The sequence below is a fragment of the Sphingomonas lycopersici genome (assembly GCF_026130605.1).
In the GTDB taxonomy this organism is placed as follows: Bacteria; Pseudomonadota; Alphaproteobacteria; order Sphingomonadales; family Sphingomonadaceae; genus Sphingomonas; species Sphingomonas lycopersici.
On sequence record NZ_JANFAU010000002.1, the window covers coordinates 317,649 to 336,522 of the forward strand.

Below are 18,874 nucleotides of genomic sequence, written 5' to 3' on the forward strand. Positions count from 1 at the left end.
GGCAAACCCGCTCGCCCTGAGCTTGTCGAAGGGCTGCCCTTCTTCATCGGAAGAAAGTGCAGGGCTTCGACAGGCTCAGCCCGAACGGGGAAAGGTAACCGCGATCTAAGCTTACTTCGGGGTCGCGGCGCGGGCGTCCTGGCCGTCGCCTTCGGGCGCGGCGACGATATCGCGGGTCGTCTGGCCCTTTTCGACCACATTGGTCTTGGGATCGCCGACCGACGAGCGGATGCCGGGCGCGGCGTCGCCGGCTTGGCTCACCGCGGCGGCTTCGGCCGGGGCGCGCGGCGCGGTGCCGAACAGCGCTTCGAGCGTCTGCGCCTGCGTCGTGCTGTTGGCCTGCACCCGCGCCGCGCCCGGGGTCGGCGGGGTCAGCGCGAAATCGGGCGGGATCATCAGCGACGGCTGGCGCGCGACCGCGAACTCGTCGGGCCGCGCCCGATCGTAGCCGCGCTTGCCGCAACCGGCGAGCAAGGCGAGCGCGGCAATGCCGGCTCCGGCGACGACGATCTTACGCATTATCGATTCTCCACAGGCTTGCCGGGCTTGTCGCGCATCAGGAGCGCACGCACCAGCAGGATCAGCACACCAATCGTAATCGCCGCATCGGCGACGTTAAAGACCAAAAACGGGCGCCATTCGCCGAAGTGCAGGTCGGCGAAGTCAACCACATAGCCGAAGCGCACGCGATCGAGGATATTGCCGATCGCCCCGCCGAGCACGAGCCCGAGCGCAACCTGATCGGCGCGGCTCTTCTCGCGCCACATCCACACCAGCACCGCCACCGCGATCGCCCCGGTCATCGCCACCAGCGCCCAGCGCCCGACCTCGCTCTCCGCGCGGAGCAGCCCGAGGCTGACCCCGACATTCTGGACGAAGCGCAGGTCGAAGATCGGCAGGATTTCGCGCACCGCGCCGAGATAATCGATCCCGAGCGGTCCGGTGACGATCCACTTCACGAGCTGATCGACGAGGAACAGCGCCAAAGCCGTCGCCAGCCCGAGCTTGGGGAGCGCGCGCATCACGCCGCCACCTCGCCGACCACCGCGGTGCAGCGGCCGCACAGCCCGTCATCCTCGGTCACTTCGGGCAGCAACCGCCAGCAGCGGCCGCATTTGTGATAATCGGTGCGCGTCACGGTCACCTCATCGCCCGGCGAGACCTTCGCCACGATGAACGCCTCGGCCAAAGCATCGGCATCGAGCGGCAGCTCGGGCACCGTCACATTCGCCTCGAGGCTCGAGCGGACGATCTTTTCGCGGCGGAGCGGCTCGATCGCCTCGGTAACGCGGACCCGCAGCGCGCGGATCGCCAGCCAGCGCTGGCTGATATCCTCGCTCGCCTCGGCGGGCAGCTCGGGCCAGTCGAGGAAGTGCACCGACCCGTCCTCGCTCGGGAAGCGCGTCTGCCACACTTCCTCGGCGGTGAAGGTCAGTACCGGCGCCGCCCAGCGTACCAGCGCGTGGAACAGCACGTCGAGCATCGTGCGATAGGCGCGCCGCGTCGTATCGGTCGGTGCGTCGCAATAGAGCGAATCCTTGCGGATATCGAAGAAGAACGCCGACAGATCCTCATTGGCGAAATCGCTCAGCAGCCGGGTGTAGGTGTTGAAGTCGAAATCGACGATCGCCTGGCGAAGCTGCTTGTCGAGCGCGTGGACGAGGTGGAGCATATAGCGCTCCAGCTCGGGCCATTCGCTTATCGGCAGCCGCTCGCCCTCGTCGAACCCGTCGAGTGCGCCGAGCAGGTAGCGGAAGGTGTTGCGCAGCTTGCGATATTGGTCGGCGACGCCGGCAAGGATCTCCTTGCCGATGCGGTGATCCTCGGTGAAATCGACCGACAGCGCCCACAAGCGCAGGATATCTGCGCCATATTCCTTCATCAGGTCGAGCGGATTGACCGTGTTGCCGAGCGACTTGGACATTTTCATGCCCTTGGCGTCCATCGTGAAGCCGTGGGTCAGCACCGCATCATAAGGCGCCCGCCCGCGGGTCCCGCAGCTTTCGAGCAGCGACGACTGGAACCAGCCGCGATGCTGGTCCGATCCTTCGAGATAAAGATCGGCCGGCCAGCGCAATTCGGGCCAGCGCCCGCTTTCGAGCACGAAGGCGTGGGTGCAGCCCGAATCGAACCACACGTCGAGAATGTCGGTGACGCGCTCGTAATCGGCCGGATCATAGTCCGGGCCGAGCAGCGCCGGGACCGCTTCCTCGCTCCACGCGTCGACGCCCTCGGCGCGGAAGGCATCGACGATCCGCGCATTGACCGCCGGGTCGCACAGATATTGCCCGGTCTTGCGATCGACGAACAAGGCGATCGGCACGCCCCAGGCGCGCTGGCGCGAGATCACCCAGTCGGGCCGCCCCTCGACCATCGCGCCGATGCGGTTGCGGCCCTTTTCGGGGACGAAGCGCGTCGCGGCGATCGCGGCGAGCGCGGTTTCGCGCAGCGTCGCGCCGCCTTCGATCGGGCGATCGACCGCGATGAACCATTGCGGGGTGCAGCGGAAGATCACCTTCGCCTTGGATCGCCACGAATGCGGATAGCTGTGGACGAAATCGTCCGACGCCGCGAGCAGCGCCCCCGCCGCGCGCAGGTCCGAACAGATCGGGCCGTCGCTGGCGGTGAACTTCTTGTTGATGACGCTGCCCTGCCCGCCGAGCCACGCCCAATCCTCGCGGTAGAAGCCCCCCGCATCGACCGCGAACACCGGGTCGATGCCGTTCGCCTTGCACAGCTCGAAATCGTCCTCACCGTGATCGGGCGACATATGGACGAGCCCGGTGCCGGCGTCGGTGGTGACGAAATCGCCGGCCAGGAACGGGCGCGGCTTGGCGAAGAACCCGCCGAGGTGATGCATCGGGTGACGCGCGACGGCGCCGGCGAGTTGGGCGCCCGTCCCGCGCCAAACAACTTCGCCGGGGTGGACACGAGAGACGAAGGAATCAATCAATTGCTCGGCGACCAGATAGCGCGAGCCATTAAGGTCGAGCGCGACGTAATCGATCTCCGCCCCATAGGCCAACGCCTGGTTGACCGGGATCGTCCACGGCGTCGTCGTCCAGATCACCGCATGCGCGCCGACCAGTTCTGGCGCGTTCGGCGCCTCGACAATCTCGAACGCCACGTCGATCTGGGTCGAGGTGATGTCCTCATATTCGATCTCGGCCTCGGCCAGCGCGGTCTTTTCGACCGGGGACCACATCACCGGCTTGGCGCCGCGATAGAGCTGCCCCGTCTCGGCGAACTTCATCAGCTCGGCGACGATCGTCGCCTCCGCCGCGAAATCCATCGTGAGGTACGGCTTGTCCCAATCGCCGTTGATGCCGAGCCGCTTGAGCTGCTCGCGCTGGGTGTTGACCCAATGCTGCGCATAGGCGCGGCATTCGGCGCGGAATTCGCGCGCCGGCACCTCGTCCTTGTTGCGCTTCTTCTTGCGATACTCCTCCTCGACCTTCCATTCGATCGGCAGGCCGTGGCAATCCCAGCCGGGGACATAAGGCGCGTCCTTGCCCAGCAGCGTCTGGGTGCGCACCACCATGTCCTTGAGGATGTGGTTGAGCGCGTGGCCGATATGCATGTCGCCATTGGCATAGGGCGGGCCGTCGTGGAGAATGAACTTCTCGCGCCCGGCACGCTGCTCGCGCAGCCGCTGGTACAGGCCCAGCTTCTGCCAGCGTTCCAGAATAGCCGGTTCCTTCTGCGGCAGGCCGGCTTTCATCGGAAAGTCGGTCTTCGGCAGGAAGACGGTGTCGCGCCAGTCGCGCTTCGGGGTATCGGATGCGTCAGCCATGAGTGCGCGCGGCATTAGCGCGGGAAAAGGGCCGCGTCATGCCCCATCGTTAGCCTGCGACAAGTTGTTCAAAGCCAACGCTTGCCCAACCCTACCCCGTCATTCCCGCTAAGGCGGGAATCCATAAGCACTGCCGTCGCGCTTCTATCGCAGAAGCCAGCCAGAATGGATTCCCGCCTTCGCGGGAATGACGGAAGAGATGCCGATCAGCCCGCAGCAAGGATCGCCCGCGCACGGTCGCAATCCGCCGCCATTTGCGCGATCAGCGCGTCGAGCGAGTCGAATTTCGCCTCGGGGCGGAGATAGTCGATCAGCTCGACCTCGATCATCTGATCGTACAGGTCGCCGCTGAAATCGAAGAAATAGGGTTCGAGCAATTCCTTGGGCGGGTCGAAACTCGGCCGGATGCCGAGATTCGCCGCGCCGTCCAGCACGCGTCCATCGGGCAGCCGCCCGCGCACCGCATAGATGCCGTAGGCCGGGCGGAGGTAATTGCCCATGTCGATATTGGCGGTGGGAAAGCCGATCTCGCGCCCCACTTTGTCACCGTGCTGGACGCGCCCGGCGATCGCCCACGGCCGGGTGAGCAGCCGCGCCGCCTCGCGCGGGTTGCCGGCACGCAGCGCGTCGCGGATGCGGCTGGAGGAAACCGGGGCGCCGTCGAGCATCACCTCGCCCACCGTCGCATCGGTGAAGCCGTAACGCTTGCCGAACGCGGCCATCGCGGCGGCGTCGCCGCTCTTGTTGTGGCCGAAGGTGAAATCCTCGCCGGTCACCACCCCGCCGACCCCGAACAGCCCGACCAGCCGGTCGCGGACGAATTCCTCCGCCTCCAGCGCGGCGAGCGCGCCGTCGAAGTGGAACACGATCATCCCGTCGACCCCCGCCGCGGCGAACAGCCGCTCGCGCTGGTCGAGCGTCGTCAGCCGGAACGGCGGGCTATCGGGGCGAAAATGGCGCACCGGATGCGGGTCGAAGGTCGCGACCAGTGCGGGGCGCCCCTCGGCGCGCGCCTGATCGACCGCACGGCCGACCACCGCCTGGTGCCCGAGGTGGAATCCGTCGAAATTGCCGAGCGCGACGATGCCCCCCCTGAGGTGCGGCGGAATCGCCGAGCCGCCGTCCAGCCGCTCCATGCCGCGCGCCTTAGGGGCCACCAACCCGGACGGCAATGGCCGAGTCATGCTTCGGCCGTGCGCACCAACGTTTCGAACCGCCCGTCGGCGACGCGGATCTCGTTGAAGCTCGGCGGGGTCTTGCGCAGCCGGGTCGAGAGCGTCCCCGCTCCGATCAGCCGCATCTTGCCGTAAGGAATGTCGAACGGATCGTGGACATGCCCCGAAAGCACCGCATCCGCCCCCGCCGCAGCGAGCGCCGCCAGCGCCTGTGCGCCGTGCCGCGTCCGCCCCGAGCCGGTGGTCGGCCCCTCGATCAGCGGATGATGCCCCGCGACGAAGATCAGATCGCCCTTCGGCGCCGCGGCGATTCGCGCCAGCGCCGTGTCGAGCGAGGGTTTGGCGACCCGCCCCTTCGACTGGTCGAGACGGAATTGCGCGCGCGAGATCGTGCTGAGCGGGACGATCGACACCCCGGGGATCGCCAGCGGGCGTTCGATCAGCTTCTCCGCCGCGCCATAGCGGCGATAGGGCGCGAACAGCCGACGCAACGGATCCCAATAATAAGGGATGTCGTGGTTGCCGATCTCCAGCGTCACCGGCACCCCGAGCGCGCGCAGCCAGCGCCCGCCGGCGTCGAACTCGCTCGGGCGCGCGCGCATCGTCAGGTCGCCGGTCATCACCACCGCATCGGGCCGCTCCGCCGCGACGCATTCGGCGAACCACGCCAGCGCCGCCGGGTCCTCCGCGCCGAAATGCAGATCGCTGACGTGAAACAGCCTGATCGTCACGCTCGCTCCTTGGTTGCTGCCTGCCACCGTCATGCCGGACTTGATCCGGCACCCAGAGCAACAAGCGCCGGCATTTGCGACTCTGGATGCCGGGTCAAGCCCGGCATGACGGTCAAAGGGGGTTTCGCTGAATGTCGAACCGTCTAGAGCCACTTGCAACGATAGCAAGAAAGCGATGGAGAGGCCGTGAGCGAGATCGCGACGATGCTGACCGATGCGATCGAGCGACTGCTCGAGGCGCGGCTCGACGATTCGGCGATGCACGCCGCCCGCACCGGCACCTGGCCGAGCGATCTGTGGCGCGCGCTGGAGGAACAGGGCGTGCCGCTGGCGCTGGTGCCCGAAGATGCCGGCGGGTTCGGTGTCGACCCGCGCGAGGCGCTCGATCTGATCCGCCTGTTCGGTCGCCACGCGGTTCCGCTGCCGCTCGGCGAGACGATGCTCGCCAATGCCGCGCTGGCGCGCGCCGGACTGCCGCTCGCCGACGGGCCGGCCGCGCTGGTGCCGATCGACGGCGCGGCGCGAATCGCCTGGGGCCGCAATTGCCGGACTTTCGTCGTCGAGACCGCAACCGGCATCGCCCGGATCACCGATGCGACGCTCGAACATGAAGCGATCGACCTCGCCGGGCTGCCGCGCGACGCGATGCGCTTTCACGCGCCCGAGCGGGCCGCGCCGATCCCCGGCAAGCTGATCGAGCACGGCGCGCTGGTCCGCGCGCTGCAATGCGCCGGCGCGCTCGACCGCGTGCTCGAACTGACCGTCGCGCATGTCGCCGAACGCGTCCAGTTCGGCCGCCCATTGTCGAAATTCCAGGCGATCCAGCAGGAACTGGCGAAGCTCGCGGGCGAGGTCGTCGCCGCCTCTGCCGCGGCCGATCTCGCCGCGGATGCGTTTATCGCCGACCCGGCCGATGCCACCTTCGCGATCGCGGTCGCGCGGGTGCGGATCGGCGAGGCGGTCGGCCGCGCCAACGGCATCGCGCACCAGCTCCACGGTGCGATCGGCTTCACCGCCGAGCATCGCCTGCATCTGTTCACCACCAGCCTATGGACGTGGCGCGACGAGTTCGGGGGCGCGGCGCATTGGGCGACACGGCTCGGCGATCGCGCGCTCGCCGCCGGAAAAGAGGGTTTTTGGCCGATGGTGACCGCAGCATGATCGGCTTCCGCTTCCCCTCCCCGCCGCCTTCTCCCGCTGCCGAAGCCTTGCGCGCCGAGGTCCGCGCGTTTCTCGCCGAAGCGCTGGCGACGCGCAGCCCCGCTGCGCGCGCCGAAAGCTGGAGCGGGTTCGATCGCGATTTCAGCCGCGCGATCGGCGCCAAAGGTTGGCTCGGAATGACCTGGCCCAAGCGCTACGGCGGGCACGAGCGCAGCGCGTTCGAACGTTATGTCGTGATCGAGGAGATGCTTGCCGCCGGCGCGCCGGTCGCCGCGCATTGGATCGCCGATCGCCAGAGCGGCCCCACCCTGCTCAAATTCGGCACCGAGGAACAGAAAGCGACGATCCTGCCGAGGATCGCCGCCGGCGAACTGGTGTTCTGCATCGGGATGAGCGAACCCGATTCGGGCTCCGATCTCGCCGCGACGCGCACCCGCGCGACCCCGGTCGACGGCGGCTGGCGCGTCACCGGCACCAAATTGTGGACCACCGGCGCGCATCACGCCGATTATATGATCCTGTTCTGCCGCACGAGCGGCACCACCAGTGATCGGCAGGCGGGAACCAGCCAGTTGCTCGTCGATCTCCACGCCACCGAAGGGGTCACGATCCGCCCGATCATCGATCTCGCCGGGCAGCATCATTTCAACGAAGTGCATTTCGAGAATGCCTTCCTCCCCGCCGCGGCGCTGATCGGCGCCGAAGGCGGCGGGTGGGATCAGGTGATGAGCGAACTCGCCTTCGAGCGCAGCGGGCCGGAGCGTTTCCTGTCGTCGATGCAATTGCTGCTCGAGTTGATCGCGGTGCTGCGCGAGGCGCCGGGCGACGCGGCGCGGCTCGCGCTCGGGCGGCTGACCGCGCATCTCGTCGTGCTGCGGCGGCTGTCGCGCGGGGTGGCGGCGCTGCTCGAAGCGGGGGAGAATCCCGCCGTCCACGCCGCGATCGTCAAGGATCTCGGCGCGACCTTCGAACAGGATCTGCCCGAAATCGCCCGCGCTTTGGTCGACGCCGAGCCCGATCGCGCCTCGACGAGCGATTTCGTCGCGGTGCTCGCGCACACGATGCTCAACGCGCCGTCCTTCTCGCTGCGCGGCGGCACGCGCGAGATCCTGCGCGGGATCATCGCGCGGGGTCTGGGGGTGCGGTGACCTTAAAGCCCCTCCCCTTCAGGGGAGGGGTGAAGGCGGGATTTACGAGATATGCACCGACTTGGTGATCATATGCGCCTCGATCCCCTCGGGGCCGTCCTCCGAGCCGAAGCCCGAATCCTTGACCCCGCCGAACGGCGCATCGGGCCATGAGGTGCGGACGTTGTTGATGCACACCATCCCCGATTCGACCGCATCGCCAAGGATCGCCTGACGCCGCCCGTTCTCGGTGAAGCAATAGGACGCCAGGCCATAGGGCAGCCGGTTGGCCTGCTCGATCGCCTCCTCCAGCGTCCCGAAGCGGCGGATCAGCGCGAGCGGGCCGAACGGCTCCTCGTTCATCACCTTGGCCTCCAGCGGCACGTCGGCGAGCACCGTCGGCGCGTAGAAGAAGCCGTCGCCCGCGCCGCGTTCGCCGCCGGCGAGCACCTTGGCCCCTGCCGCGCGCGCATCGGCGATCATCGCCTCCAGCGCATCGGGGCGACGCGGGTTGGCGAGCGGGCCCATTTTGGTCCCCGCGATGCTGCCGTCGCCGACCGTCACCTGCCGCGTCCGCTCGGCGAACCCCGCCGCGAAGCGGTCATAGATGCCGTCCTGCACATAGAAACGCGTCGGCGAGACGCACACCTGCCCGGCATTGCGGAATTTGTGCGCGACGAGAATGTCGAGCGTCTTGTCGAGATCGCAATCGTCGAACACCAGCACCGGGGCGTGCCCGCCGAGCTCCATCGTCATCTTCATCACGCTGTCGGCGGCGAGCCGCATCAGATGCTTGCCGATCGGCACCGATCCGGTGAAGCTCAGTTTGCGCGTCACCGGCGAGGCGAGCAGCGTCCGCGACACCTCATCGGGCACCCCGAAGACGATCTGCGCAACCTCGCCCGGCAGCCCGGCGTCCTGGAAACATTGCAGGATCGCGGTGGCGCTCGCCGGGGTCTCCTCGCTCGGCTTGAGGATCACCGAACAGCCCGAGGCGATCGCCGGGGAGAGCTTGCGCACCACATTGAGCAACGGGAAATTCCATGCGCAGAAGGCCGCGACCGGGCCGACCGGCTGCTTGAGCACCATCGAGCGCAGCCCGCTCGCGCGCGGCAGCACCCGGCCATAGATGCGCACCGCCTCGCCGGCGTGGAAATCGAGGATCGCCGCCGCGCCGATCGCCTCACCGCGCGCTTCGGCGAGCGGCTTGCCCTGTTCCTCGGTGGCGATCGCGGCGAGCGCATCGGCGCGCTCGCGGATCAACGCCGCGGTCTTGCTCAGCACCGCCGCGCGCGTCTCGCCCGGGGTCTCGCGCCACGCGCGGAAACCGCGCTCGGCCGCCGCCAGCGCCTCGTCGAGATCGGCGGCCGAGGCATGCGGCACCGTCCCGATCGTCGCGCCGGTCGCGGGATTGAGCACGTCCTGCGCCACCCGGCCGCCGCCCGTGCGCCATTCGCCGGCAATGTAAAGCGCGCGTGCGGGGCGGTCGGTCTGGCTCATGTCGTCACCTCGGGAAATGAATCGTGCGGCGGGAGATGCGTATCCGCCCAGCGTCTGTCCACCCCAAGAGATTCTTTCCCGATCTTCGCGTTGGCTTCGCAGCCGCGATTATGCTATTTCTGTACGTACAGATATCGCTTGATCGGCGACATTTATGTACGTACAAAAAATCTGATGGACGTCGAGTTCGATACCGCCAAAGACGCCAGCAACCTCGCCAAACATGGCATCTCGCTCGCCTTCGGCGCGAGGATTTTCGACGATCCCGGCCATCTCGTCCTCACATCAATTCGCCCGGTTGACGGCGAGGAGCGATTCAAGGTCATCGGGCTTGTGGAGGAGAGGCTTTATACCGCGGTCCATGTTTTACGTGGTTCGGCGGTGCGGTTCATCTCGGTCAGGAGAAGCAATGATGGCGAAGAACGCATCTACTATCGCCCTTGAGGCGGATCCGAACGATCCGGAAGATTTCGACGTATCCGAATCCGGCATCGAACAGGCACTTGTCGCCCGGCGCAAGCGCGTGGGGCGGCCTCGCGGATCGAACAAGGAGCCGGTGACGATCCGCCTGGATCGAGAGGTGCTTGAACGTTTCAAGGCCACCGGGCCAGGTTGGCAAGCTCGAATCAACGATGTGCTACGAAAGGCGAGCGCGCAGCTTTCCGGATGATCGTTCGATTGCTGCACAACCCTTGCCACGTAACGTTGCCCTCGGCGGATTTGCCTTTTAGTCGGCAGCCAAACGCCGCTTCCGGCCGACTCGCATATCGAGGAAACAAGCATGATCCCGCGCTATTCCCGCCCGGAGATGACCGCCCTGTGGTCCGCCGAGACGCGCTACAGCATCTGGTTCGAGATCGAGGCGCATGCCACCGACGCGCTCGCCGAGCTGGGCGTGGTGCCCAAGGAAGCCGCCGCGGCGCTGTGGCGCTGGTGGGATACCAAGCCGGCGATCGACGTCGCCGCGATCGATGCGATCGAGGCGGTGACCAAGCACGACGTGATCGCCTTCCTCACCTGGGTGGCCGAGAATGTCGGCGACGAGGCGCGCTTCATGCACCAGGGCATGACCAGCTCGGACGTGCTCGACACCTGTCTCGCGGTGCAGCTGACCCGCGCCGCGGACCTGCTGCTCGCCGATATCGACGCGTTGCTCGCGGTGCTCAAGCGCCGCGCCTATGAGCATAAGCTGACCCCGACGATCGGGCGCAGCCACGGCATCCACGCCGAGCCGGTGACCTTCGGGCTCAAGCTCGCCGAGGCCTATGCCGAGTTCAAGCGCAACCGCACGCGGCTCGCGCATGCCCGCGCCGATATCGCGACCTGCGCGATCTCGGGCGCAGTCGGCACCTTCGCCAATATCGAGCCGGCGGTGGAAGCGCATGTCGCGGCCAAGCTCGGGCTGACCGTCGAGCCGGTGTCGACCCAGGTGATCCCGCGCGATCGCCACGCGATGTTCTTCGCGACGCTCGGCGTGATCGCCAGCTCGATCGAGCGGCTGGCGGTGGAAATCCGCCACCTCCAGCGCACCGAAGTGCTCGAGGCCGAGGAATATTTTTCGCCCGGGCAGAAAGGCTCGTCGGCGATGCCGCACAAGCGCAACCCGGTGCTGACCGAAAATCTCACCGGTCTCGCCCGCATGGTGCGCGGCTATGTCACCCCGGCGCTGGAAAATGTGGCGCTGTGGCATGAGCGCGACATCAGCCATTCCTCGGTCGAGCGCTATATCGGCCCCGATGCGACGATCACGCTCGATTTCGCGCTGGCGCGGCTGACCGGGGTGGTCGACAAATTGCTCGTCTACCCGGCGCGGATGCAGAAGAACCTCGATCGCATGGGCGGGTTGGTCCATTCGCAGCGCGTGCTGCTCGCGCTGACCCAGGCGGGGGTGAGCCGCGAGGATAGCTATCGCCTTGTGCAGCGCAACGCGATGAAGGTCTGGGAATCCGACGGGACGCTCTCGCTGGCCGAGTTGTTGAAGGCCGACAGCGAGGTCACGGCGGCGCTTTCGCCGCAGCAGATCGATGAAAAATTCGATTTGGATTATCATCTTAAGCATGTCGACACGATCTTCAACCGGGTCTTCGCCGACTGATTGCAAAAACCGCAATCGTGATTGCGCGCAACTATGTTGCAGCGCAGCATAACAATCGCCACATGCCGCCCCGCCGGACCTTCCCGGCGAGGAGATCACAACATGCGCATGTTCGAAGCCGCTGCCAGCCTTACGCTGGTACTCGCGGTCCAGGCGCTGGTGGTCGGCGTGGTTTCCACCGCGTTCTGACACATCCGCCACCGCCCCTTATCCAAGGGGCGGACTGGCGGGCGTGACGCTGCGTCACACGTGTGAACTTCGTGAACTTTGGGCCTTCGGGGCCTGCCCTAGATTCCCCGAGCCGTCATTCCCGCCTTCGCGGGAATGACGAAGGAAGCGGGGCGTCATCCTTCCGCGAACATCCCCAGCAACGTCTCATAGCTGTCCAGCCCCGGCGCGCCCGGCACGCTGCGGCCCGCGCGCAGCAGAAAGGCGTGGCGGACAATCTCGGCCTGTTGCTCGATCCCGTAGCGTGCGAGCGGCCACCCCGGCACGAAGCTATAGTGATAACGGCAGAAGGGATGCCGCGCGAGCGGCAGGAAGATACCGCGCTGATGCTGCCAGACATGACACATCTCGTGGATGAACAGCCCCTTCAGATCGAGCGACGCCTCGGCGAAATCGTCGCGATACGAGGGGCCGTGGGGGTGGAAATGGATCGTCCCGCGCGGCGCCATCACCACGTTGCGCGGCTGGAAGAATGCCCAACGGCGGCGCGCGATCCGCACCGCGTCATAGTCGATCGCCGAACCGAACATCGAGCGGGCGAGCGCCACCTCGCCCGGCGTCAGCCCGCGCGCGCTCACTCCTTGGGCGCAGGATCGCCCGCGGCGATCACGCTCGCCGGCTGCTGGATGCGCACGCCGTCGGCGAAGGTGAAGGTGAAGGTCAGCTTGCCGCCCGGCTTCACGCTGGGGTTGAGGTCGAACAGCATCAAATGCTTGCCCCCCGGGGCGAACCGCACCGTCTGCGTCGCGGGCACGCGCAATTGCTGCATCGCGTCCATCGTCATCGCGCCGCCCGCGCCGGCCTTCATCTCGTGCATCTCGGTGCGCACCGCGACATCGGTGGCGACGCTGATCAAGGTCGCGTCGGTCGGGCCGCCGTGGAGCGTGAAATAGCCCGCCGCCGGCCGCCCCGGCACCGCCGCGAGCCGCACCCAGGCGTCGCTCACCGACAGTTGCGGTGCCTGCGAACAGCCCGCCAGCGCCGCGATGCCAACGGTCAAAGCCACCACGCTGCGCACGACCATTTTCTCCCTTTACCGAACAATGCGCGGAACCTAGCTGCGGCGCCTTCTTGCGGCAACACGCACGACACCTATATCCGCCCGGTCAACATCGTTCCGTGTCGCCGCTTCACGGGGCACGGCGCAGTTTAAATGTAGGGGCTAGAAGAGCACTCATGGCAAAAGTTATCGGTATCGACCTCGGCACCACCAATTCGTGCGTTGCGGTCATGGAGGGCGGCAAGCCCAAGGTGATCGAAAATGCCGAAGGTGCGCGCACCACGCCCTCGATCGTCGCCTTCGCCAAGGATGGCGAGCGGCTGATCGGCCAGCCGGCGAAGCGCCAGGCCGTGACCAACCCGGATAATACGATTTTCGCGGTGAAGCGCCTGATCGGCCGTCGCTTCGACGATCCGGTGACCAAGAAGGACACCGAGCTGGTCCCCTACAAGATCGCGCGCGGCCCGAACGGCGACGCCTGGGTCGAGGCCGGCGGCAAGGACTACAGCCCGTCGCAGATCTCCGCCTTCATCCTGCAGAAGATGAAGGAAACCGCCGAATCGTTCCTCGGCGAGACGGTGACGCAGGCGGTGATCACCGTTCCGGCTTATTTCAACGACGCCCAGCGTCAGGCGACCAAGGACGCCGGCCAGATCGCGGGCCTCGAAGTGCTGCGCATCATCAACGAGCCGACCGCGGCGGCTTTGGCCTATGGGCTGGAGAAGCAGGACGGCAAGACGATCGCGGTCTATGACCTTGGCGGCGGCACCTTCGACATCTCGATCCTCGAGATCGGCGACGGCGTGTTCGAGGTGAAGGCGACCAACGGCGACACCTTCCTCGGCGGCGAGGACTTCGATTCGAAGATCGTCGAATATCTCGCGGAAGGCTTCAAAAAGGACGAGGGCATCGACCTCACCAAGGACAAGCTTGCGCTGCAGCGGCTCAAGGAAGCCGCCGAAAAGGCGAAGATCGAGCTGTCCTCGGCGCAGACCACCGAGGTCAACCTGCCCTTCATCACCGCCGATCAGAACGGCCCGAAGCACCTCGTCAAGACGATCACCCGCGCCGATCTGGAGAAGCTGGTCGAAAGCCTGATCCAGCGCACGCTGGAGCCGTGCCGCAAGGCGCTGGCCGATGCGGGGATGAAGGCCGACGAGATCGCCGATGTCGTGCTCGTCGGCGGCATGACCCGCATGCCACGCGTCCGCGAAGTGGTGAAGAACTTCTTCGGCAAGGAGCCGCACACCGGCGTCAACCCCGATGAGGTGGTGGCGATGGGCGCGGCGATCCAGGCCGGCGTGCTGCAGGGCGACGTCAAGGACGTACTGTTGCTCGACGTGACCCCGCTGTCGCTGGGCATCGAGACTTTGGGCGGCGTGTTCACCCGCATGATCGATCGCAACACGACGATCCCGACCAAGAAGTCGCAGACCTACTCCACCGCTGACGACAATCAGCAGGCGGTGACGATCCGCGTCTTCCAGGGCGAGCGCGAAATGGCGGCGGACAACAAGCTGCTCGGCCAGTTCGATCTGGTCGGCATCCCCCCTGCCCCGCGCGGCGTGCCGCAGATCGAGGTGACATTCGACATCGACGCCAACGGCATCGTCAACGTCTCCGCGAAGGACAAGGGCACCGGCAAGGAGCAGCAGATCCGCATCCAGGCCTCGGGCGGCCTCTCCGATTCGGATATCGAGCAGATGGTGCACGATGCCGAGCGGTTCGCCGAGGAGGACAAGAAGCGCAAGGCGGCGGCCGAGGCGAAGAACAACGCCGAAAGCCTGATCCACACCACCGAGCGCCAGCTTGCCGACAATGGCGACAAGGTCGATGAAGCGCTCAAGGGCGAGATTCAGGCGGCGATCGACGCGGCCAAGTCGGCGGTTGCCGGCGGTGACGTCGAGGCAATGAACGAAAAGGCCCAGGCGCTCGCGCAGGTCGCGATGAAGCTCGGTCAGGCGATCTACGAGAAGCAGCAGCAGGCCGAAGCCTCCCCCGCGGGCGCCGGCGAAGCGGCTGGCGCCGCCGGTGGCGAGGATGTGGTCGACGCCGAATTCTCGGAAGTGGACGACAACAAGGCGTAAGTGAAGTGATCCGCGATCGTCGCCCCGGCGCGTGCCGGGGGCTCAGGCACAATGAAGCGATGCTTGAGATGCCGGCCTCGGCCGGCACGGCGATCGCCGGACCACTCGGCGGGGGCCGGGAATGACCGAAATCGATTATTACGAACTGCTTGAAGTCGACCGCGGCGCAGACGCGAGCACGATCAAATCGGCCTATCGCAAGCTCGCGATGAAATATCACCCGGACAAGAACGGCGGGTGCAAGGACAACGAAGCCAAGTTCAAGGCAGTCAACGAAGCCTATGACTGCCTGAAGGACCCGCAGAAACGCGCGGCCTATGATCGCTTCGGCCATGCCGCGTTCCAGAACGGCGGCGGCGGTGGCAGCGCGCACGACTTCGCGGGCTTCTCCGATATCTTCGAGAGCGTCTTCGGCGAATTCATGGGCGGCGGCCGCGGCGGCCGCGCCCAGCCGCGGCGCGGCGCCGATCTGCGCTACGATATGGAAATCACGCTCGAAGAGGCGTTCCACGGCAAATCCGCCGACATCACCATCGACGTGACCGCCTCGTGCGACAGTTGCCACGGCACCGGGGCGCGGCCGGGTACGCACGCCCATACCTGCTCGACCTGCGCCGGCCACGGCAAGGTGCGCGCGCAGCAGGGCTTTTTCGTCGTCGAACGCGCCTGCCCGATGTGCAACGGCTCGGGCCAGGTGATCGAGGATCCGTGCCGCGACTGCCGCGGCGACGGGCGGGTCGAGCGCACCAAGACGCTCACCGTCAATATCCCCGCCGGGGTCGACGAGGGTACCCGCGTCCGCATGTCGGGCGAGGGCGAAGCCGGGCCGCGCGGCGCGCCGCCGGGCGATCTCTACATCTTTCTCCATGTGAAGCGCCACGCGATCTTCGAGCGCGAGGGCACTACCTTGTTCGCGCGCGCGCCGATCAGCTTCACCACCGCGGCGCTCGGCGGCACGCTCGCGATCCCCGGGCTCGACGGGCGGACGCACGAGCTGAAGATCCCGGCCGGTATCCAGTCCGGCAAACAATTGCGTCATCGCGGTGCGGGCATGCCGGTGCTGCAGGGGCGCGGACACGGCGATCTTGTGATACAAATCGACGTGGAAACCCCGACGCGGCTCTCGACGCGGCAGCGCGAGCTGCTCGAGATGTTCCGCGAGACCGAGACCGGCGACGAATGCCCCGAGGCGCAGGGTTTCTTCGCACGGCTCAGGAACGCGTTCGCAGGGGATTGAGGTCACGCGCCAAACCGGAGGTGCATCATGCGAATCCTGTTGCCAGCCGCCATCGCCATTGCTGCCGTCGCCGCCCCCGGCGCGGCGCGGGACCGCAACGAGGTCCCCGCCGCGACGCCGGACGGCAAGCCGCAAAGCTGCGTGCCGATCACCTCGCTGCGCGAAAGCCAGGTGCGGAACGATCGCGTGATCGACTTCCGCATCTCGGGCGACCGCTATTATCGCGTGACCTTGCCGCAAAGCTGCCCCGGGCTCGGCGCCGAGCGGCGCTTCGCTTATTCGACCTCGCTGAGCCAATTGTGCTCGACCGACATCATCACGGTGCTCTACCAAAGCCCGCCGATGCGCGGCGCGAGTTGCGGGCTTGCCGAGTTCCAGCCGGTGAAGATCGCAAAAACCAAGTAATCAGGTCGACGAACCCTCTGGTCTTCGCGCTTCGCGGCTGCTAGGCGCGCCTGACAACGCACTCGTAGCTCAGCTGGATAGAGCGCTGCCCTCCGAAGGCAGAGGCCACAGGTTCGAATCCTGTCGAGTGCGCCATTTAATTCGCGCCAAGCGAATAATTTTTCCGCATAATACCGGAACGCCATCGCTGACGTTCCCAGATTCGTCCCCTCTCCGCAATTTCGAGGCGTGGTGGATGGCTGATGCGAAGATGCTCTTCGGTCGCCCTATATCGGTCTTGTCCGTCACAATATTCGTCGTGGAAGGGAACCACGGCGGCCGGCGCTTCGCCACGATGCGCTTGAGCGGATCAAGACCTGGAGCCACATCTACTCACTTGAGCATAACGGGCCGTCCGGCGGAGACTGACGCCCGAAATCGAGAGGTCGCTCTCCACCCCACGATGAGGAAGAATATCAGCACACCGATCTGCGCGATCGCAAAGGGCGGCTCGCTTTGCGTCGGTGCGAGTCCGTGGAGCGCGGGGATCTTCTGAAAGGCCTGGGCGACGGTGACGAAGGCGAGAAGATAGAGGCTCGCGACGAGCGCTGAAGCATATACCCGCGCCCAGACGCCCTCGAGGTGGAAGTGACGGTACGCCGCGAGCGCCACGACGATCACGCCCAATGCGATCGCGCCGACGATCATCGCGGGCGTCACGCCGTGGAACGGGAAGAAATAGCCTGTGACGCTCACCGCGGTTGCCAGTGCGAGAAAGCGCCCTGTCCAGATGCGCCGTCCCTGACATAGTCCGGCGACGGCGACCGCTCCCGCGCCGATTGCGATGAAGCAGAGCGCGGTGTGGAACAAGGTGATGGCGACGAGATAGCTCATGCGCGGGCTCCCCGGTCAGGACCTGATGAACGCCAGAAGGTCCGGGTTGATGATGTCGGGATGGGTCGTGCACATGCCGTGCGGAAGCCCCTCGTAGGTCTTGAGCGTGCCCTGCTTGAGCAGCTTGGCCGAGAGTGGCGCGGCGTTGGCATAAGGCACGATCTGATCGTCGTCGCCGTGCATCACGAGCGTCGGTACGCCGATCGCTTTCAGATCCTCGGTGAAGTCGGTCTCCGAGAACGCCTTGATGCAATCATAATGCGCCTTGGCACCGCCCATCATGCCCTGGCGCCACCAATTCTCAATCACGCCCTGGCTCACCTTGGCGTCCTTCCGGTTGAAACCATAAAATGGCCCCGACGGCACGTCGAGAAAGAATTGCGCGCGATTGGCGACGAGCGCGGCGCGGAAGCCGTCGAACACCTCGATCGGCAGGCCGCCGGGGTTCTTGTCGCTCTTGACCATGATCGGCGGCACCGCGCCGATCAGCACCGCCTTGCCGACACGCCCCGGCTTCGCGCGCGCGACATAACGGGCGACCTCTCCACCCCCGGTGGAATGGCCGACATGAACCGCGTCCTTGAGATCGAGATGATCGGTAAGCGCCGCGACGTCGGCGGCATAAGTATCCATCTCGTTGCCCGCACAGGTCTGGGTCGAGCGACCGTGGCCGCGCCGGTCGTGCGCGATGACGCGATAGCCGTGCAGCAGGAAGAACATCATCTGATTGTCCCAATCGTCTGCCGACAGCGGCCAGCCATGATGAAAGACGATCGGCTGGGCATCCTTCGGGCCCCAATCCTTGTAGAAGATCGAGACGCCATCCTTGGTGGTCACGAAATCCTGGCTCATCGAAATATCTCCTGTGCGTTTGGCGGCTTGATGAGGCATGGCGAACCCGGCGACGTTAGGCACGGGTCCGCCCCGTTATCTGTCTATTCCAGTGTCAGGACGGTGCGGCCGAAGAGCCGCGCGTCGATCGAATAACCGCCGGCGCCCGTCATCGAGAGCGCGAGCGAAGCCAATCCATGCAACCAGGCGGACACGCCGAGCGCGCCGCCGACCTCCGCACCGATCAGCATCGCCACGATCACGCCGCACACGGCGCCGGCACGGGTCAGGATGCCCAATATCACCGCCACGGCGATCAAAAGGATCGGCGGCACAGCCCAGGGCATCGCGACCAACGTCGTCGCTGCGACCAGCGCGCCAGCCACCGAAAGGCGGAGCAGCAACAACGCCACCCCCACCATGCCGGTCGGATACTGGAACAGGCTCCGGGTCACTGGCGAAAACTATGGAAAGCGCGCACATCGCGCCACGCCGAATGGGGTAGCGCAACCATCACCCTTTCGGGTTTGCGGCCGATCGGCGGCGCAGGCATGGCCGTGATCGACAGGTTGGACATCGAGCGATAGGACGGCTGGATGGGGGTTGGCCTGCGCAAATCGAGATGGGCCAT

At 66.3% G+C, this 18,874-nt stretch carries 20 protein-coding genes and 1 tRNA gene; 9 read left to right on the plus strand and 12 right to left on the minus strand.

Annotated features, from left to right (window positions below; all coding sequences use genetic code 11):
* Positions 1–111: 111 nt before the first annotated feature.
* From NED98_RS04750 to NED98_RS04770, 5 genes are all read right to left on the minus strand, one after another.
* The gene (locus NED98_RS04750) at positions 112–519 is read right to left on the minus strand and encodes a DUF3035 domain-containing protein (protein WP_265312095.1); all 408 of its coding nucleotides are present in this window, start codon (positions 517–519) and stop codon (positions 112–114) included.
* The gene (gene lspA, locus NED98_RS04755) at positions 519–1,022 is read right to left on the minus strand and encodes a signal peptidase II (protein ID WP_179511694.1); all 504 of its coding nucleotides are present in this window, start codon (positions 1,020–1,022) and stop codon (positions 519–521) included. Before lspA ends, NED98_RS04750 begins: the two co-directional genes overlap by 1 nt.
* The gene (gene ileS, locus NED98_RS04760; protein ID WP_265312096.1) at positions 1,022–3,793 is read right to left on the minus strand and encodes an isoleucine--tRNA ligase; all 2,772 of its coding nucleotides are present in this window, start codon (positions 3,791–3,793) and stop codon (positions 1,022–1,024) included. The genes lspA and ileS overlap by 1 nt, the downstream gene beginning before the upstream one ends.
* 206 nt (positions 3,794–3,999) lie before the next feature.
* Positions 4,000–4,929, minus strand: a complete 930-nt coding sequence (locus NED98_RS04765) for a bifunctional riboflavin kinase/FAD synthetase (RefSeq protein WP_265312097.1) — start codon at positions 4,927–4,929, stop codon at positions 4,000–4,002.
* Between the two features lie 44 nt (positions 4,930–4,973).
* Positions 4,974–5,693, minus strand: a complete 720-nt coding sequence (locus tag NED98_RS04770; RefSeq protein WP_265312305.1) for a metallophosphoesterase family protein — start codon at positions 5,691–5,693, stop codon at positions 4,974–4,976.
* Between the two features lie 192 nt (positions 5,694–5,885).
* Here NED98_RS04770 and NED98_RS04775 point away from each other — a divergent pair, with 192 nt between their 5' ends.
* Positions 5,886–6,860, plus strand: a complete 975-nt coding sequence (locus tag NED98_RS04775) for an acyl-CoA dehydrogenase family protein (protein WP_265312098.1) — start codon at positions 5,886–5,888, stop codon at positions 6,858–6,860.
* Positions 6,836–8,008: an acyl-CoA dehydrogenase family protein gene (locus NED98_RS04780; protein ID WP_265312099.1), complete on the plus strand. Its 1,173-nt coding sequence runs from the start codon at positions 6,836–6,838 to the stop codon at positions 8,006–8,008. Before NED98_RS04775 ends, NED98_RS04780 begins: the two co-directional genes overlap by 25 nt.
* Positions 8,009–8,050: 42 nt before the next feature.
* On the opposite strand, the gene NED98_RS04785 is transcribed toward NED98_RS04780, so the two are convergent.
* The gene (locus NED98_RS04785; protein WP_265268400.1) at positions 8,051–9,487 is read right to left on the minus strand and encodes an NAD-dependent succinate-semialdehyde dehydrogenase; all 1,437 of its coding nucleotides are present in this window, start codon (positions 9,485–9,487) and stop codon (positions 8,051–8,053) included.
* A gap of 138 nt (positions 9,488–9,625) precedes the next feature.
* Here NED98_RS04785 and NED98_RS04790 point away from each other — a divergent pair, with 138 nt between their 5' ends.
* The 3 genes from NED98_RS04790 (at position 9,626) to purB (ending at position 11,582) form a co-directional block, all read left to right on the plus strand.
* Positions 9,626–9,931 (plus strand): BrnT family toxin, encoded by a 306-nt coding sequence (locus NED98_RS04790; protein ID WP_265312100.1) that lies wholly within the window; start codon positions 9,626–9,628, stop codon positions 9,929–9,931.
* A complete protein-coding gene (locus tag NED98_RS04795; RefSeq protein ID WP_265312101.1) occupies positions 9,900–10,157 on the plus strand; it encodes a BrnA antitoxin family protein in 258 nt (85 codons plus the stop codon). Before NED98_RS04790 ends, NED98_RS04795 begins: the two co-directional genes overlap by 32 nt.
* A 111-nt stretch (positions 10,158–10,268) precedes the next feature.
* On the plus strand, positions 10,269–11,582 hold the full coding sequence (gene purB / locus NED98_RS04800) for an adenylosuccinate lyase (RefSeq protein WP_265312102.1): 1,314 nt from the start codon (positions 10,269–10,271) through the stop codon (positions 11,580–11,582).
* A 344-nt stretch (positions 11,583–11,926) separates the two neighbouring features.
* Here the strand turns inward: purB and NED98_RS04805 are convergent, their stop codons facing one another.
* On the minus strand, positions 11,927–12,340 hold the full coding sequence (locus NED98_RS04805) for a vgr related protein (protein WP_265312306.1): 414 nt from the start codon (positions 12,338–12,340) through the stop codon (positions 11,927–11,929).
* 44 nt (positions 12,341–12,384) lie between these two features.
* A complete protein-coding gene (locus NED98_RS04810; protein ID WP_179511704.1) occupies positions 12,385–12,834 on the minus strand; it encodes a copper chaperone PCu(A)C in 450 nt (149 codons plus the stop codon).
* 152 nt (positions 12,835–12,986) lie between these two features.
* On the opposite strand from NED98_RS04810, the gene dnaK reads away from it, so the two are divergent.
* The 4 genes from dnaK (at position 12,987) to NED98_RS04830 (ending at position 16,674) form a co-directional block, all read left to right on the plus strand.
* Entirely contained in the window at positions 12,987–14,897 is a 1,911-nt protein-coding gene (gene dnaK / locus NED98_RS04815; RefSeq protein WP_265312103.1) for a molecular chaperone DnaK, read from the plus strand.
* A gap of 121 nt (positions 14,898–15,018) precedes the next feature.
* Positions 15,019–16,134: a molecular chaperone DnaJ gene (dnaJ, locus tag NED98_RS04820; protein WP_179511706.1), complete on the plus strand. Its 1,116-nt coding sequence runs from the start codon at positions 15,019–15,021 to the stop codon at positions 16,132–16,134.
* A 27-nt stretch (positions 16,135–16,161) separates the two neighbouring features.
* Positions 16,162–16,539: a hypothetical protein gene (locus NED98_RS04825; protein ID WP_265268397.1), complete on the plus strand. Its 378-nt coding sequence runs from the start codon at positions 16,162–16,164 to the stop codon at positions 16,537–16,539.
* A gap of 58 nt (positions 16,540–16,597) precedes the next feature.
* Positions 16,598–16,674 (plus strand) — tRNA-Arg (locus NED98_RS04830).
* A gap of 237 nt (positions 16,675–16,911) precedes the next feature.
* Here NED98_RS04830 and NED98_RS04835 read toward each other — a convergent pair.
* The 4 genes from NED98_RS04835 to NED98_RS04850 all read right to left on the minus strand — a co-directional run bounded on the left by NED98_RS04835 (position 16,912) and on the right by NED98_RS04850 (position 18,874).
* Positions 16,912–17,412, minus strand: coding sequence for a hypothetical protein (locus tag NED98_RS04835; protein ID WP_265312104.1), 501 nt, complete (start codon positions 17,410–17,412; stop codon positions 16,912–16,914).
* A gap of 15 nt (positions 17,413–17,427) precedes the next feature.
* The gene (locus NED98_RS04840) at positions 17,428–18,264 is read right to left on the minus strand and encodes an alpha/beta fold hydrolase (RefSeq protein WP_265312105.1); all 837 of its coding nucleotides are present in this window, start codon (positions 18,262–18,264) and stop codon (positions 17,428–17,430) included.
* Between the two features lie 83 nt (positions 18,265–18,347).
* Entirely contained in the window at positions 18,348–18,698 is a 351-nt protein-coding gene (locus NED98_RS04845) for a hypothetical protein (RefSeq protein ID WP_265312106.1), read from the minus strand.
* On the minus strand, positions 18,695–18,874 hold the full coding sequence (locus tag NED98_RS04850) for a hypothetical protein (RefSeq protein WP_265312107.1): 180 nt from the start codon (positions 18,872–18,874) through the stop codon (positions 18,695–18,697). The genes NED98_RS04845 and NED98_RS04850 overlap by 4 nt, the downstream gene beginning before the upstream one ends.